Origin of the sequence: Rhodococcus sp. NPDC060176, assembly GCF_042728675.1 — a bacterium.
Taxonomy (GTDB): Bacteria; Actinomycetota; Actinomycetes; order Mycobacteriales; family Mycobacteriaceae; genus Rhodococcus_F.
On the sequence record NZ_JBHWYS010000005.1, the window covers coordinates 408,322 to 426,418 of the forward strand.

Genomic DNA, 18,097 nt, shown 5'->3' on the forward strand with positions numbered 1-18,097 from the left:
GCGAAATGACTGAGTTGCGCACTATCGATACTGTTCTCGTGGCCAACCGCGGTGAGATCGCGGTTCGCGTGATCCGCACGCTGCGTGAGTTGGGAATTCGCAGCGTCGCCGTCTACAGCGACGCCGACGCGAATGCTCGCCACGTCCGCGAGGCCGACACTGCCGTCAACATCGGACCGGCCGCGGCGCGTGAAAGCTACCTCGTCATCGACAAGGTCATCGACGCTGCCAAGTCCACCGGTGCTCAGGGTATTCACCCCGGTTACGGCTTCCTGTCGGAGAACTCGGCGTTCTCGGCTGCCTGTGCGGCCGCCGGAATCGCCTTCCTCGGCCCCTCCGAGCGGGCGATCGAGGTGATGGGTGACAAGATCACCGCGAAGAACGCGGTTGCCGCGTTCGACGTGCCGGTGGTCCCGGGTATCGCTCGCCCCAATCTGACCGACGAAGAACTGATCGCAGCGGCCGAGGACATCGGCTACCCGGTGTTGGTCAAGCCTTCGGCCGGCGGCGGTGGCAAGGGAATGCGTCTGGTCGAGGATCCGGCCAATCTGGCCGAGGCTCTTCGCAGTGCCCGCCGTGAGGCCGCGTCGTCGTTCGGCGACGACACCCTGTTCCTCGAGCGATTCGTCCTGCGGCCCCGGCACATCGAGGTCCAGGTTCTCGCCGACCAGCACGGCAACGTCGTTCACCTCGGTGAGCGCGAATGCAGCCTGCAGCGGCGTCATCAGAAGGTCATCGAAGAGGCTCCCTCGCCGCTGCTCGATCAGGTGACCCGTGACCGGATCGGCGCGGCAGCGTGCAACACCGCTCGAAGCGTCGATTACACCGGCGCCGGCACCGTGGAGTTCATCGTCTCCGCCGACAAGCCGGACGAGTTCTTCTTCATGGAGATGAACACCCGCCTCCAGGTCGAGCATCCCGTTACCGAAATGGTGACCGGACTGGATCTGGTCGAATGGCAGGTCCGTGTGGCAGCAGGGGAGAAGTTGGCCTTCTCCCAGAGTGACATCACGCTGACCGGGCACGCCATCGAAGCTCGTGTGTACGCGGAGGATCCGGGCCGTGGATTCCTGCCGACCGGCGGCCGCGTCGTCGATCTGGTCGAGCCGTCAGGTTCCGGCGTGCGCGTCGATTCCGGACTGCTCGCGGGCACCGTCGTCGGCAGTGACTACGACCCGATGCTCAGCAAGGTCATCGCCCACGCTCCCGACCGCGCGGGCGCACTGCGCAAGCTCGATCGCGCACTCGGTGACACCGCAGTGCTCGGAGTCGTGACCAACATCGAATTCGCACGGTTCCTCCTCGCTGATCCGGATGTGATCGCGGGCAACCTCGACACCGGTCTGCTCGATCGTCGCGTCGAAGACTTTGTCGCAGCCGACGCCTCGGACGAGGTGCTCATTGCTGCCGCGGCGTATCGCTGGCTCTCGCGGTGGACAACCTCGGAATCTGTTGATCCCTGGGATGTCCCGAGTGGATGGCGCGTCGGAACTCCCGCTCCGACCAGCATCAGGCTCTCCGCCGGCACCCGAACGGCGCACGTTGCGATCGTCGGCGTTCCCGCGGCTGCAAAGGTCGAGGTCGAAGGTTCACAGCCGCGCGCATTCAGCGCGACCCTGACGGGATCCGAACTGGCGGTAGTGATCGACGGACGTCGACGCACGTTTGTCGTCGCCGAGACCGATGGTGGTCTGTGGCTGGCAGGCGGCGGAACCTGGCACGTGCGCGAGGTTGCCGAAGTCAGCGTTCGCGGTGAGGACAAGCACGCCGGTGACGCCGAAATCGCCAGCCCCATGCCCGGTGCCGTCATCGCAGTCAACGTCGAGAACGGCGCGGCAGTGAGCGCGGGACAACCACTCGTCGTGGTCGAGGCCATGAAGATGGAGCACTCCTTGACGTCCCCGATCGACGGGATCGTGGAAGTGCTTGTCCGTCAGGGCGATCAGGTGATGGTGGATCAGGTTCTGGCCCACGTGGTACCTGTCACGGACGAAGAGACTGCAGAAGTAAAGACCGAGAACACGACGCAGAAGGAAGACGCCTGATGTCCGATTACCTTGCCACCGGAGCGCTTCCGGACGAATACCAGCAGCTCGCCAAGACGGTTGCAGATTTCGCGAAGACCGTAGTGGCACCGGTTGCTGCCGAGCACGACGCCAACCACACCTTCCCGTACGAGGTAGTGGCCGGGATGGCCGACATGGGACTGTTCGGCCTGCCCTTCCCCGAGGAGTACGGCGGAATGGGTGGCGACTACTTCGCACTCTGCCTGGCGCTCGAAGAGCTGGGTAAGGTCGACCAGAGTGTTGCGATCACTCTCGAAGCTGGTGTGTCCCTTGGTGCCATGCCGATCTACCGTTTCGGTAACGAGGCACAGAAGCAAGAGTGGCTTCCGCAGCTCACCAGCGGAAAGTCGTTGGCTGCTTTCGGCCTGACCGAGCCGGGTGCGGGTAGCGACGCCGGCGGAACCAAGACCACCGCGAAGTTCGACAGCGGTGAGTGGATCATCAACGGCAACAAGCAGTTCATCACCAACTCGGGCACCGACATCACCAAGCTCGTGACGGTCACCGCGGTCACGGGTGTCAAGGACGGTGGCAAGAAGGAGATCTCGACGATCCTGGTGCCGACCACGACGCCGGGCTTCACTGCCGAGCCGGCGTACAACAAGGTCGGCTGGAACGCGTCCGACACCCATCCCCTCACGTTCGCCGATGTTCGTGTCCCCGAAGAGAATCTGCTCGGTGAGCGTGGCCGCGGCTACGCGAACTTCCTGCGCATCCTCGACGAAGGCCGAATCGCTATTTCGGCGCTGAGCGTCGGTGCCGCCCAGGGCTGCGTCGACGAGTCGATCAAGTACGCCAAGGAGCGCGAGGCGTTCGGTCGGCCCATCGGACACAACCAGGCGATCGCGTTCAAGATCGCGCGCATGGAGGCTCGTGCCCACGTCGCACGTACCGCGTACTACGACGCGGCCGCACTCATGTTGTCGGGCAAGCCGTTCAAGAAGCAGGCGTCCATCGCCAAGCTGATTTCCTCCGAAGCTGCCATGGACAACGCCCGTGACGCCACGCAGATTCACGGCGGATACGGCTTCATGAACGAGTACGCCGTCGCGCGCCACTACCGTGACAGCAAGATCCTCGAAATCGGTGAGGGAACCACCGAGGTGCAGTTGATGCTCATCGCTCGTGAGGCAGGGTTGTGACGAACCCCAAGAAGATCACTCAGCGCGGGCTCTGGTTCGAGGAGTTCGAGGTCGGCGCGATCTACGAGCATCGCCCAGGCCGGACGGTGACCGAGGCTGACAACGTCCTGTTCACGACTTTGACCATGAACACGCAGGCGTTGCATCTCGATGCCGCGTACAGCGAGGACACTCAATTCGGTGTGCGGCTGGTCAATTCGATGTTCACCCTGTCGACCATCGTCGGCCTGTCCGTCGCGCAGTTGACGCAGGGCACCATCGTGGCGAACCTCGGTTTCTCCGAGATCAGCTTCCCGAAGCCGCTCTTTCACGGCGACACCTTGTATGCCGAGACGCTCATCGCGGACAAGCGCGAGTCGAAGAGTCGTCCAGGTGAAGGTATCGTGACGCTCGTGCACACCGGGCGTAACCAGCACGGTGACGTCGTCGCACTGGCCACGCGCAAGACACTGGTGCAACTGCGTCCGGCAGAGGTGTCCTCATGACGTGGACACCGCCGGGGCCGGCGTGGTTGTTCTGCCCGGCGGATCGTCCCGAGCGCTATGCGAAGGCCGCGGCTGTTGCCGACGTCGTGATCCTCGATCTCGAAGACGGTGTGGCTCCGGCCGACAAGGAAGCCGCACGTGCAGCCCTGATCGACACGCCTCTCGATCCGGAGCGGACGGTCGTGCGCGTCAATCCGGTCGGTACACCTGATCACGAACTCGATCTGATCGCGCTGGACGGCACACACTATTCGCGTCTCATGCTGTCCAAGTGCGAATCGGCCGAGGACGTCCTCTCGCTCGCACCGGCGGACGTGGTTGCGCTCGTCGAGTCCCCGCGAGGAGCCCTCGCCGTGGCCGACATCGCGCTTGCTGCGAACGCCATCGGTGTCATGTGGGGAGCCGAGGATCTTGTGGCAAGTCTCGGCGGTAATTCGAGCAGGCACCCGAACGGTTCGTACCGCGACGTTGCCAAGCACGTTCGCTCTACCTCCCTCCTCGCTGCGAAGAGCTACGGCCGGTTGGCTGTCGATTCCGTCTACCTCGACATCAAGGACCTCGTCGGCCTCGGCGTCGAGTCCGCTGACGCCGTCGCAGTCGGCTTCGACGTGAAGGTTGCGATCCACCCGAGTCAGGTCGAGGTCATCCGTGGTGCCTTCGCGCCTTCGGAAAAAGAGATCGACTGGGCCACACGAGTGCTTGCCGCGGTGTCTACTGAACGTGGTGTGTTCGCGTTCGAGGGCAAGATGGTCGACGCTCCCGTTCTCCGTCACGCCGAGAAGGTTCTTCACCGAGCCGGAATCTTTCATCAGAAGGAGAACTAGCGGATGAGCAAAGTCGTGAATACGGCAGCTGAGGCAGTTGCCGACATCGCGAGCGGATCCAGGCTCGCAGTGGGCGGCTTCGGGCTGTGCGGTATTCCCGACGCATTGATCGCGGCGATCGCCGACGGCGATGCCACCGATCTCGAGGTGTTCTCCAACAACTGCGGTGTCGACGACTACGGTCTCGGCATTCTGCTCGGTGCGCACCGGATCGCCAGGGTGACTGCGTCGTACGTGGGGGAGAACAAGGAGTTCGCCCGTCAGTATCTCGCCGGGGAGCTCGAGGTGGAGCTGACGCCGCAGGGGACGTTGGCCGAGCGGCTGCGAGCAGGCGGCACCGGCATTCCGGCGTTCTACACCCCTGCCGGCGTCGGCACGCCGATCGCCGAGGGCGGCTTGCCGTGGCGATACAACCCCGACGGTTCGATCGCCGTGGCGTCGCCACCGAAGGCGACGGCAGTGTTCGGTGGCCGCACGTATGTATTGGAAGAGGCGATCACCGCTGACTTCGCGCTCGTGCACGCCGACTACGGCGACACCGAAGGCAATCTCGTCTTCAACAAGACGGCGATGAACTTCAACCCGCTTGCCGCCATGGCGGGGCGGATCACCATCGCTCAGGTGGAGAACCTCGTCGAGCCGGGCGACATAGACCCCGCGCACGTTCACTTACCTGGAGTGTTCGTCGCGCGCGTCGTACATACAGGCCCACAGGAGAAGCGGATCGAGAAGCGGACCGTCTCAGGAGGCACCAAGTGACCAGTGCAGAGGAAACCCGGATCGGTTGGACTCGCCACGAGATGGCCGCTCGCGCTGCCGCCGAGATGCGGCCGGGGGAGTACGTCAACCTCGGCATCGGCCTGCCGACGCTGATCCCCAGTTACCTGCCCGAGGGCGTCAAGGTGGTCCTCCACAGCGAGAACGGCATCCTTGGTACTGGACCGTATCCGACCGATGATCAGGTCGATGCCGACCTCATCAATGCCGGTAAGGAAACCGTAACCGTCAACCCGGGTGCTGCATACTTCGACTCCGCCCTCTCGTTCGGCATGATCCGCGGCGGTCACATCGACACCGCGGTGCTCGGCGGTATGCAGGTGTCGAAGACCGGCGACCTCGCCAATTGGATGGTGCCAGGCAAGATGGTGAAGGGCATGGGCGGAGCGATGGACCTCGTCCACGGAGCCCGACGTGTCATCGTGGTGATGGAGCACACCGATCGCGACGGTAACCCCAAGATCGTCGAGGCGTGCACCTTGCCGCTCACCGGTCAGGGCGTCGTCAACCGGATCATCACCGATCTTGCGGTGCTGGACGTCACCGCGGACGGTCTGGAGCTTGTGGAGCTGGCTCCAGGTGTCAGCAGCGAGCACCTGAAGAGTGTGACTGGTGTGGGCTTTTCCTGAAGCTTCGTACCGTAAATCGAAGAACGCGCCGACCGCTGGTCGGCGCGTTCTTTCGTCGGTCTGTCGGCGTGTACCGATAGTCTCGATCAGCGACTGTCGAATCTTGTTCGAGCTCAGGCACCCAGTACCTGGCGGCCCTGTAAATTGTCCGAGGTGACTGAAGTGGATGGGGGTGTAGTTCGTCGGTTGCAATTGATTGTCCCAGGGGGAGAGGTGTCGCGCGCCGCGTCTGAACGGTGCGTTTCGGCAATGCGATCGGGGGGTAGATGAGCTGGGCGATTTGTAACGAATTGCAACAAAACCGTCGATACACCGGGGTATGGATTTCTCTTGTCACCTATGTATCGGAGACAATGGGTGGTTCTGGCTCGTCGAGGTTGGATGAGGTCGGTAGCTGCTGCGAATCGGACGTTCGGCTCGCACGGGTGCGCAATGGTGTGGAAGAGAGGCTGTGGGCGTGAATTCGCTGGGTAACGGAGAACTGGGGAGCGGCAAGCCGGAGGTCGGCAGCTCGCCGGAAGACGTTCAGCGATCCGACGCATTCCCGCTTTCCGCGGCCCAGCTCGGTATGTGGTTCGCGCAGCACCTCGATCCCGCCGTTCCGGTCAACATCGCTCAGTACGTCGAACTCCGTGGTGCTCTGGAACTTGACGCCCTTCGCCAGGCCTGCGCAGACGCCGGTCGCGAAATCGGGTCGGCCTTCGTCCGGATCTTCGAGATCGACGCCCAGCCGTACCAGATCATCGACCCCACACTCGATGATTCGGTCGGTTACGTCGACCTTCGTAGTGAAGACGACTCGCACGACGCTGCCATGCGGTGGATGCGAGCAGATCGCAGCCGGCCGATCGACATGCTCACGGACCGCTTGATCTCTGCCACGATCCTGCGGCTCGGCGAGAATCGCTACTACTGGTACACACGGGTCCACCACACAATTCTCGACGGATTCGGTGCGTCGACGTTCGTCACTCGTGTGGCGGAGCTGTACTCGGCGCGCGTGGAGGGCCGGGATCCGGAGCCGAGTGAGGCCTCCGATCTCCGGAACGTCTACGAGGTGGACAACAAGTACCGCCAGTCGAGTCGTTTCGAAACCGATCGCAAGTACTGGGCAGACAAGATCGAGAATCTCGACGAGATCTCGAGCCTCGCGGGTCGAAGTGCCGCACCGGCTCCAGTCAGTCGGATCGACAGTGCAGCGCTGTCCAACCACGTCGAGGCGCTGCTCGGGCGCTTCCTCGAGCGCGTGGAGAAGACCACTGTTGCCGGAACCGTAGTCGCGGCGTTTGCGGCATACCTCGCTCAGATGACCGGACGAGAGGACGTGTCGTTGAGCCTGCCCGTCTCCGGTCGAACGACAGCCGTGCTGCGTCGATCCGGTGGCATGGTCTCCAACGTCGTCCCACTGCGCCTGACCGTTACTGCGGACACCACCGTCCAGGAGCTTCTGGACGACGTCAGGAACGAAATGTCCGGCGCGCTGCGTCACCAGCGGTACCGACACGAGGACATGGTTCGCGGGGGTGACGGACCGGGTCGGGGCGGATTCTTCGGTCCCTGGATCAACATCATGATGTTTTCCACCGAGTTGGCGTTCGGGCCCCTTGTCGGCGAGCTTCACATCCTGTCCACGGGTTTGATCGAAGACCTCGGTGTCAACCTGTACCAGAGCGTCGGCGACACCCGTACGCACATCGATTTCGAGTCGAATCCCAATCTGTACGCGCCCGCGGACGCCCAGCGAAATCACTCGCGGTTCGTGGAGTTTCTCGAGAAGTTCGTCTCGGCCGAAACGAGCCGCAAGGTCTGGGATCTTCCTGTCGCAACCGACGAGGAGCGAAACAAGGTTGCCTTGTGGAACCGCACCGGCTTCCACGTTGCCTCGCAGACCATCACCGAAGCATTCGAGCGTCAGGTCGAGAGAACTCCCGATGCCACCGCTGTCGTTTTCGAAGGCGCCAGCCTCACATACGCCGAATTCGACTCTCGCGCAAATGGTTTGGCTCGTCAACTCATCGCCATGGGTGTTGGGCCCGAATCGCTTGTAGGACTGTCGATCCGCAGGTCTTTGGACTTGATGGTCGGTCTGTACGCGATTGCCAAGGCTGGCGGTGCCTGGGTGCCGGTGGATCCCGACCACCCAGCCGACCGCACCGCCTACATTCTCGAGTCGGCGCAGCCCACGTGTGTTGTGACCACTGCGCGGGACGACGTGGATCTGCCCTCGGGCACACGGGTCATCGAGATCGACACACTGGACTATGGGCAGCTCGACAGCAGGCCGATCGTCAACGCGGATCGCCTGTCTCCCTTGCATTTCTCGAACACTGCGTACGTGATCTACACCTCGGGTTCGACCGGTCGACCCAAGGGTGTCGCGGTCACTCACGCGGCGATCAACAATCAGCTTCAGTGGATGAACGCCGAGTACGGGCTTTCGGCGTCGGACATCTACCTGCAGAAGACCGCGACGACATTCGACGTGTCGCTGTGGGGATTCTTCATGCCGTTGCAGGTCGGCGCCACGCTCGTCGTCGCGACTCCGGACGGCCATCGGGACCCGATCTACGTCGCGAACAAGATCGCGGAACTCGGCGTCACGATCACCGACTTCGTGCCATCCATGCTGACGCTGTTCACGGCGAATGCACCTGCCGGATCTTGTGATTCGTTGCGTCACGTGTTCGTCATCGGTGAGGCGCTCCCACCCGAGACGTCGTCGGCCTTCCGCGAACTCTGTGGTGCCGGATTGCACAACCTGTACGGTCCGACCGAAGCCGCGGTGTCGGTCACCTACTACGAGGCCGTGCCCTCGGACACTACTTCTGTGCCGATCGGTATGCCGCAGTGGAACACTCAGGCGCACGTACTGGACGGGCAACTTCGCCCGACGCCTATCGGTCAGCCGGGTGAGCTCTACCTCGCCGGCGTGCAACTTGCGCGCGGATACGTTGGTCGTCCTGATCTGAGCTCGGATCGGTTCGTAGCCAATCCGTACGGCACAGCCGGCGAGCGAATGTACCGAACCGGCGACCTAGTCCGCCGCCGTGAGGACGGAAACCTCGACTACATCGGGCGAACCGACTTCCAGGTGAAGTTCCGTGGGCAGCGCATCGAACTCGGTGAGATCGAGACCGTTCTTCTGGCCCACCCCGACGTTTCCCAGGCTGTCGTCTTGGTGACCGTCACCCCGACCGGTGATCAATTGGTCGGCTACGTCGTGCCGGGTCCGGGCCGAAACATCGATGCTGCAGTCCTCAGTGAGTTCGCCGGGCGAAGCCTCCCGTCGTACATGGTTCCGGCCGCGCTGATGGTGCTCGATGCGTTGCCGCTCAACACGAGTGGCAAATTGGATCGTGCCGGGCTACCCGAGCCGGTGTTCGCGAGTGCGAAGCAGTACCGCGAGCCCCGCACCGAAATCGAACGCATCGTTGCGGACGTGTTTGCCGACGTGCTCGGAGTCGAGCGCGTCGGTATCGACGACGACTTCTTCGAACTAGGTGGAAACTCCCTGGTTGCAACACAATTGGTGACTCGTGTCGGCTCGGCACTGGGAGTGCAACTCGGCGTTCGAGAGCTTTTCGAGTCCACCACGGTCGCTACCTTGGCGGCCCGTGCCGAGTCGGTGGCGGGTAACGCCAGGCAGCTCACCCCGCTGATCGCAAAGCCTCGGCCTGACGTTGTCCCGCTTTCGCTTGCGCAGCAGCGCATGTGGTTCATCAACCGTCTCGATCCGACGACGCCCGCGTACAACCTTCCGTTCACCGTCCGGCTCACTGGTTCGGTGGACCCGTCCGCTCTGCATGCCGCGGTGATGGACCTTCTCGCGCGGCACGAGTCCTTGCGGACGATTTACCCTGATGTCGACGGAACTGCGCAACAGCTGGTTCTGCCGGTCGACCGTGCAGCGGTGGAGTTGAAGCCCGTCAAGATTCGAAATTCGCATCTCGAGGCTGCACTGTTCGACGTGGCGTCCCGCGGCTTCGACGTTACGCTCGAAATCCCGGTACGGGTCGCCCTCTTCGAGGTGTCTCCGACGGACTACGTCCTGGTAATGGTTCTCCATCACATCGCTGCGGACGGACTGTCGTTCCGTCCGCTCGCACGTGATCTTCTCGTCGCATACTCGGCGCGAAGTGAGAAGTCGGCGCCGGCATGGACGCCGCTGCCGATTCAGTACGCCGACTACGCCCTGTGGCAGCGCGAAGCACTGGGATCCGACGAAGACCCGCGCTCGGAGTCGTCTCGCCAGATCAACTTCTGGCGCCGGGCACTTGCCGATCTGCCGGATCAGTTGGATCTGCCGACCGACCGACCTCGTCCTGCCATCGCGTCCAATCACGGTGCCAAGCACCATTTTCAGATCAGCGAACGCACGACGCGCAAGTTGAACGAGTTGGCGCGCTCGAGAAGCGTCTCGCTGTTCATGGTGTTGCAGGCGGCATATGCAACGCTGTTGAGCCGGATCAGTGGTACCTCCGACATCGCGATCGGTGCCCCGATCGGTGGGCGAGGCGATCAAGCGCTCAACGACGTGATCGGCATGTTCGTGAACACCCTGGTGCTTCGCACCGAGGTCGATCCGAACGAACGATTCGAAGAGTTGCTCGCTCGGGTCAGGGAATCGGGGTTGTCTGCCTACGGGCATGCCGATGTGCCATTCGAGCGGCTCGTCGAGGTTCTGAGCCCGGCGCGTTCGCAGGCTCGTCACCCGCTGTTCCAGGTTGCGCTCACTGCGGAGATCAGTGGACGACGCGAACTGGAATTCTCGGGTGTCAAAGCAGTTGCAGCCGAATTGGAAGTACCGGTCGCCAAATTCGATCTCGAACTCATGGTGTCCGAGAATCCCGAAGGCACCGAAGACTCCGACGTCTTGAGCGCCACCTTCACCTACGCCACGGATCTGTTCGATCCGGCCACAGTGAACACTTTCGCCACTCGGTTCGTGCGCATTCTCGATGCAGTGGCTACCCGACCTGAAACGGTCGTCGGTGATATAGACCTGCTCTCACGCTCCGAGCGCACCGATCTGACGGTCGTAGCCGCGGATGACACGATGCCCCGGCAGAGTCTCGTCGACATCTTCTTGTCCGGCACGGCTGAGGCGGACTCGGTCGCAGTGCGCTTCGACGGTCGATCGATCACCTACCGCGAGCTCGACGAGCAGTCGTCGAAGCTCGCACGGGTTCTGATCGGACGTGGCGCAGGCCCCGAGACCATCGTCGCTCTCGCATTTCCTCGCTCGTACGACATGGTCTGTGCAGTATGGGCGGTCGCGAAGTCAGGGGCGGCCTACGTGCCTGTCGACCCGAGCTATCCGGAAGATCGTGTCCGGCACATGCTGGCCGATTCATCGGCCGCGATCGGACTCACCTCGTCACAGTTCGTCGGTCAGCTTCCCGCGGTCACCGATTGGTTGGTGCTCGACGACCAGACGCTGACCGGCGAAGTCTCGGCACAATCGTCAGCGCCGGTCACGGACGAGGACCGAATCGCTCCGATTCACAGTTCTCACGTTGCATATGTCATTTACACATCCGGCTCCACGGGAAAACCGAAGGGCGTCAGCGTCACTCACGGTGGTCTCCGTGGGGTCAGAGACGCAGCACAGCGTCGCTACGAGGTAGAACAGTCCTCGCGCTTCCTCCATATCTGTTCACCGAGCTTCGACCCGTCGGTACTCGAATGGATGGTCGCCTTCTCCGCGGGTGCAACTTTGGTGATCGTTCCGTCGACAATTATCGGTGGACACGAGTTGTCGGATCTTCTTCATTCCGAGAAGGTCACACACGCGATCATCACTCCCGCAGTACTCGGGACCATGGAGCCGGCAGAGCTGCCTGAATTGCGAGTCGTCTCCGTCGGCGGTGACGTGACCACTCCCGAGTTGCTGGCGAAATGGGCCCCAGGGCGCGCCTACTTCAATGGGTATGGTCCGACCGAGACCACTATCATCTCGTCGTTCGGCGATCTCGCGATCGGCCGATCGATCGACATCGGGCGTCCCGTCGAGGGCATGTCGGCGCTGGTACTCGACGAGCGTCTGCATCCTGTTCCAGTCGGTACCAGGGGAGAGCTCTACTTTGCGGGCGCTGCATTGGCTCGCGGCTACCATGAGCGGCGAGGCCTTTCTGCGGAACGGTTTGTCGCCAACCCGTATTCGCCGGATGGCGAGCGAATGTACCGGACCGGCGATGTCGTGCGCTGGACCGGCGGAGACGCGCGCGGTGACGCGGGGGTTCTCGAATACGTCGGCCGCAGTGACTTCCAGGTCAAGGTTCGCGGATTCCGTATCGAACTCGGTGAGATCGACGCAGTTCTGTCCTCGCACGAGTCTGTGCGCTTCGCGGTGACGGTCGGAAGCGAAGGCGCGGCGGGTGTCACAACCCTCGTTTCCTACGTCGAACTGGCTGACGGGTCGAGTTTCGATCGGGACGTGCTCGCCTCGTTCGTGGCGGAGGCTCTGCCGAGCTACATGGTTCCGTCCGTCATCATGGAACTCGCTGAGGTTCCGTTGACCCCGGTGGGCAAATTGGATCGCCGGGGTTTGCCGGAGCCTGTTTTCGAGGTCCGCGAGTTTCGTGCACCGACCACGCCGGTGGAAGAGATTGTCGCGCAGGTGATTGCGGATGTTCTCGGAGTGGAACGAGTCGGCCTCGACGACGACTTCTTTGAACTCGGTGGCAACTCCCTGGTGGCTACTCAGGTCACCTCCCGATTGGGGCGGGCGCTCGACACTACGGTGCCGGTGCGAACGCTATTCGACGTTTCCACCGTCGAGGCGCTCGCCGCACACATCGAGTCGCACGTAGGTAGCGGCGGGCAGAAGGCGCTCGTCGCACAGGTGCGTCCCGCGGAAATTCCGTTGTCGCTGGCGCAGCAGCGCATGTGGTTTCTGAACCGCTTCGACACCGACTCAGCTGCTTACAACATCACTTTTGCTCTGCACCTGACTGGTCATCTCGATACTGCCGCGATGGAAATGGCGCTGGAGGACGTACTGGCCCGGCATGAGGTGCTCCGAACGGTATATCCGGACGGGGCTTCCGGACCGAAGCAGTCGATTCTGTCGCTCTCGGAGGCGTTCGGCGGGCTGACCGTGGAGTCGGTTTCGGATCAGGACGAGCTCGAAAGTCGAGTCGCTGCAATCGGATCCTCAGCGATCGACGTCACCGTCGACGTGCCGATCCGTGTCCGCCTGTTGACGGTCAGCGACACCGAGCACACCCTTGCGATCGTGGTTCATCACATCGCCGCTGACGGTTGGTCGATGGCGCCCCTGGCTCGCGATGTCATGATTGCCTACTCGGCACGCAAGGACGGGATCGCGCCGGCGTGGCAGCCGTTGACTGTGCAGTACGCCGACTATTCGTTGTGGCAGCGTGAGGTTCTGGGGTCGGAAGACGACTCGGAATCACTGATCTCGCAGCAGATCTCGTACTGGACCGAGACTCTGGCAGACCTACCGGATGTGATCGAGCTTCCGTCGGACCGGTCTCGGCCTGATGTGGCGTCGATGCGCGGCGAGCGATTCGCGTTCGAGATATCCGGGGATGTGCACCGTCGATTGGACGCGCTGGCACGGGAGAACAACGCGACGCTCTTCATGGCACTGCACTCGGCGCTTGCCGTTCTGATGGCCCGACTGAGCGGGACCTCGGACATCGCCGTTGGCACTCCCGTTGCCGGTCGCGGCGACGAGGCGCTCGACGATCTCGTCGGTATGTTCGTCAACACGCTTGTTCTGCGCACCGAGGTCGACCAGGCCCAGGCATTCACGGATCTGCTTGCTGCGGCGAGTGATTCTGCGCTCGGAGCGTTCGCTCACTCGGACGTGCCCTTCGAGCGGTTGGTGGACGTCTTGGCTCCCGCCCGGTCGCAGGCCAGACATCCGCTGTTCCAGGTTGTGCTGTCCTTGCAGAATCTGGCGCAAACGGCATTGGAACTGCCGGGACTGGCGATCAAGGCCGCCGAAATCGACACGACCACTGCCAAGTTCGACCTCGAACTCGCAGTAACAGAGTCGATCGGCGAAGACGGGATCCAGCAAGGGCTCTCGGCCGAATTCACGTTTGCTGCAGATCTGTTCGACGTTTCGACGGTCGAGGGGTTTGCTCGGCGTCTGGTTCGTATCCTCGAGACTGTCGTGTCGGTTCCTTCGATTGTCGTCGGTGACATCGATATTCTCGATGCGGCCGAGCGGGGTGTGCTGGCCGATGTTCATGGAGGTCAGTCGGTCTCGGGAACCCTGGTCGAGATTCTCACAGCGGCGGCCGCTTTGGATCCGTCGGCGGATGCGATTCGCTTCGACGGTCAGTCGATCAGCTACCGCGAACTCGACGAGCGGTCGTCGCGACTCGCTCGTGTTCTGATTGCGAAGGGCGTCGGGCCGGAGGATCGGGTCGCGATCGCGATTCCGCGTTCGGCCGATTCGGTTCTCGTTCTGTGGGCAGTGGCGAAAACGGGTGCTGCATTCGTGCCCGTCGACCCGACGTATCCGGTTGACCGTATCGCCCACATGATCTCCGATTCCGGTGCGGTGCTGGGTCTTGCGCTCAGTGACGTCGAGGAAGGATTGCCGTCGGCGTTGACGTGGGTTGTTCTCGACGACGAGAAGACAGTGGCGGCGTGCGCGGCAGAATCTTGCGCGCCGGTGAGTGATTCGGATCGACGCGGCGCGATCGACGAGCGGCAGCCTGCTTACGTCATCTACACCTCTGGCACCACGGGTCTGCCCAAGGGCGTTGTGGTCACCAATGCGGGTGTGGCGAACTTCTGCGCCGAGCAGGTCGAGCGCTATGCGCTGACCACCGGTGCTCGGACGCTGCATTTCGCCTCGCCGAGTTTCGATGCTTCTGTTCTCGAGTTGCTGATGGCATTCGGAGCAGCATCGACGATGGTGATTGCGCCGACGACGGTGTACGGCGGCGCGGAATTGGCCGAGATCTTGCGCTCGGAGGGCGTGACGCATGCGTTCGTGACGCCCGCTGCGCTGGCATCAGTGGATCCGAGCGGGCTCGACGCGTTGCGGGTGGTTGTCGTCGGTGGCGAAGCCAGTTCGCGGTCGCTCGTTGCCAAGTGGGCGGTGCCGCTTCCGGACGGCGGTGTGCGTGGATTCTTCAATGCTTACGGTCCGACGGAGTCGACGGTCGCGTCGAACATCAGCGACGCGCTGACCGCGTTTGATCGCATGAACATCGGCGGCCCGATTCGGGGTATGGCTGCGCGGATACTGGACGGCCGCTTGCAGCCTGTTCCCGTTGGTGTCGCAGGTGAGCTGTACGTGTCGGGTATTCAGGTCGCTCGTGGATACCTGGGGCAGCCGGCATTGACGTCGGGTCGTTTTGTCGCAGACCCGTTCGGGGCGCCGGGTGAGCGGTTGTACCGCACGGGTGACGTGGTCCGGTGGATCGACGGTGGCGCGGTGGAGTATGTGGGCCGCAGTGACTTCCAGGTCAAGATCCGTGGGTTCCGTATCGAACTCGGCGAGATCGAGGCCGCGCTGACCCGTTGCGCTGGCGTTGCGCAAGCTGTTGCTCTCGTTCGTTCCGACGATCACTTCGGAGATCGTCTCGTTGCATACGTCGTGCCACAGGCCGGTGCCGAGGTGGATCCCGCACAGGTCGTCGAGTCGGTGTCGACGTTCCTGACCGGCTACATGGTCCCCGACTCGGTACTGGTACTCGATTCGATTCCGTTGACCACCGCGGGCAAGACGGACATCAAGGCTCTGCCCTCGCCCGTGTTCGAGTCCAAGGTGTACCAGGCGCCGATCACGACCGTCGAAGAGACTGTCGCGCAGGTGTTCTCCGAAGTTCTCGGAGTCGCACAGGTTGGCCGCGACGACGATTTCTTCGAACTCGGCGGCAACTCGTTGATCGCGACCCGTGTCGCCGCTCGGCTGGGAGAGGCGCTCGACACAAGCCTTCCGGTTCGTGCGCTCTTCGAAGCGTCGACCGTGCAGTCACTCGCCGTCCGGCTCGAGCTGCACGCCGGTTCGGGCGCCACCGCCCCACTGGTGCAGCAGCCCCGGCCAGCTCGGATCCCACTTTCGTTGGCGCAGCAGCGCATGTGGTTCCTGAACAGGTTCGAACCCGCGTCGGCAGTGAACAACGTCCCGGCGGCGATCAGGATTTCGGGCGCCCTCGATGTGGCAGCTCTTGACGCCGCCGTGATCGATGTCGTGGGCCGACACGAATCACTGCGAACTGTGTATCCAGACGTCGACGGCGTCGGTTATCAGGACGTCCTCGACGTCCAAGACGTTGTCGTCGATCTCAGCCCCGTGTCGATCACGGAAGATCGCCTGGCTGCGGGCGTCGCCGAGCTGGCGACAGTCGGCTTCGACGTGACGTCCGAAGTCCCGTTGCGCGCCAAGCTCTTCAAAGTCGGCGACAGCGAATACGTCCTGGTGTTCGTCGTGCATCACATCTCGACCGACGGTTTCTCGATGGGTCCGTTGACCCGTGACGTGATGGTTGCCTACGAAGCACGTACACGAGCGTCGGTGCCGGCTTGGACGCCGTTGCCGGTGCAGTACGCCGATTACTCGTTGTGGCAGCGTGAGGTTCTCGGGTCCGAGGACGATCCGCGGTCCGTGATCGCGAAGCAGATTGCGTTCTGGTCGGATGCGTTGGCTGATCTTCCGGAGCAGTTGGATCTGCCTGCCGATCGTCCGCGTCCCGAGGTCGCTTCAGGGCGCGGAGCCGAGGTCGAGTTCGATATCGACGCCACCCTGCACGAAGCTGTCAATTCGATTGCGCACAGCAGTAACTCGACACCGTTCATGGTTGTTCACGCAGCGCTCGCCGTCGTACTTTCTCGCTTGTCCGCAACCACGGACATCGCGATCGGTACACCGATTGCGGGTCGCGGTGAGGCGCAGCTCGACGATCTGATCGGTATGTTCGTCAACACTTTGGTGTTGCGCACCGAGGTTGATCCGTCGATGTCGTTCACGGATCTGTTGGCTTCGGCGCGTGAAGTGGATCTACAGGCGTTCGCGCATGCGGATGTTCCGTTCGAGCGTGTGGTGGAGGTTCTCGATCCGGTTCGTTCGCAGGCTCGTCATCCGCTGTTTCAGGTGGCATTGACGTTCCAGAACCACGAACAGACAACGCTCGAACTGGGCGACCTCGAAGTGTCGATCGAAAGTGCCGATCTTGCGTTGGCGAAATTCGACCTCCAGTTGACCCTGACCGAACGAACCGACGCGGCCGGCGCACCCGCCGGAATGTCCGCCTCTTTGACGTATGCGACGGATCTGTTCGACGAGTCGACCGTCGTGGAATTCGGTGATCGGCTGGTACGGACCTTCCGTGCGGTGACTGCTGATCCCACCGTAGCGGTGGGTGACGTAGACATCTTGGTCGAGGGAGAACGAAACCTGCTGTCCCGCTTCAGTGCTGGCCAGATCGATCGTGGTGTGGAGTCGACGTTGTCGGCGTGGTTCGATGATGCTGCTGCTCGGTTTGGTGATCGGGTTGCGGTGCGGTTCGGTGGCGAGTCGTTGTCGTATGGTGAGTTGTCGGTGCGGGCTAATCGTTTGGCGCGCAGGTTGATTGCTCAGGGTTGTGGTCCGGAGTCGTTGGTGGCGGTGGCGTTGCCGCGGTCGGCGGATCTTGTGGTGGCGTTGTTGGCGGTGGTGAAGTCCGGTGCGGGGTATCTGCCGGTGGATCCGTCGTATCCGGCTGATCGTGTCGAGTTCATGTTGGCTGATGCTGCTCCGGTGGCTGCGATTTCGTGGTCCGGGCGTGAGTTGGTGTTGCCCGCTGGTTTGCCTGTGGTTGATATCGACGCGGTGGATGTGTCGGAGTTCGATGGTTCGGTGGTTTCGGATGCGGATCGTGTTGCGCCGTTGCGGTCGTCGAATGTTGCGTATGTGATTTACACGTCGGGTTCGACGGGTCGCCCGAAGGGTGTGCAGGTTCCGCACACGACGGTGGCGAAGTTGTTTGCGAATACCGAGGGTGTGTACGGGTTCGACGAATCCGATGTGTGGACGATGTTCCACAGTTATGCGTTCGACTTCTCGGTGTGGGAGTTGTGGGGTCCGCTGTTGTACGGCGGCACGTTGGTTGTTGTGGATTATGTGACGTCGCGGTCGCCGGAGCAGTTCTTGGAGTTGCTTGCTGCTGAGCGGGTGACGGTGCTCAATCAGACGCCGTCGGCGTT

7 protein-coding genes are annotated in these 18,097 nt (G+C 62.6%); all 7 read left to right on the plus strand.

Going from position 1 to position 18,097, the window contains the following annotated elements:
• Nucleotides 1–5: 5 nt before the first annotated feature.
• On the plus strand, nt 6–2,045 hold the full coding sequence (locus ACFWEM_RS24480) for an acetyl-CoA carboxylase biotin carboxylase subunit (protein ID WP_378537800.1): 2,040 nt from the start codon (nt 6–8) through the stop codon (nt 2,043–2,045).
• The gene (locus ACFWEM_RS24485; RefSeq protein ID WP_007730190.1) at nt 2,045–3,208 is read left to right on the plus strand and encodes an acyl-CoA dehydrogenase family protein; all 1,164 of its coding nucleotides are present in this window, start codon (nt 2,045–2,047) and stop codon (nt 3,206–3,208) included. The genes ACFWEM_RS24480 and ACFWEM_RS24485 overlap by 1 nt, the downstream gene beginning before the upstream one ends.
• Complete coding sequence (locus tag ACFWEM_RS24490) at nt 3,205–3,693, plus strand: MaoC family dehydratase (RefSeq protein WP_003942078.1); 489 nt, start codon at nt 3,205–3,207, stop codon at nt 3,691–3,693. The genes ACFWEM_RS24485 and ACFWEM_RS24490 overlap by 4 nt, the downstream gene beginning before the upstream one ends.
• Nucleotides 3,690–4,517, plus strand: coding sequence for an HpcH/HpaI aldolase/citrate lyase family protein (locus ACFWEM_RS24495; protein ID WP_378537802.1), 828 nt, complete (start codon nt 3,690–3,692; stop codon nt 4,515–4,517). The genes ACFWEM_RS24490 and ACFWEM_RS24495 overlap by 4 nt, the downstream gene beginning before the upstream one ends.
• Before the next feature lie 3 nt (nt 4,518–4,520).
• Nucleotides 4,521–5,276 carry a CoA transferase subunit A gene (locus ACFWEM_RS24500; RefSeq protein ID WP_007730192.1) on the plus strand — a complete coding sequence of 252 codons (756 nt, stop codon included), beginning with the start codon at nt 4,521–4,523 and terminating at the stop codon, nt 5,274–5,276.
• Nucleotides 5,277–5,317: 41 nt separating this feature from the next.
• Nucleotides 5,318–5,923, plus strand: a complete 606-nt coding sequence (locus ACFWEM_RS24505; protein ID WP_378537824.1) for a 3-oxoacid CoA-transferase subunit B — start codon at nt 5,318–5,320, stop codon at nt 5,921–5,923.
• A gap of 457 nt (nt 5,924–6,380) precedes the next feature.
• Nucleotides 6,381–18,097 (plus strand): amino acid adenylation domain-containing protein (locus ACFWEM_RS24510; protein WP_378537804.1); only part of this gene is annotated, 11,717 nt, incomplete at its 3' end.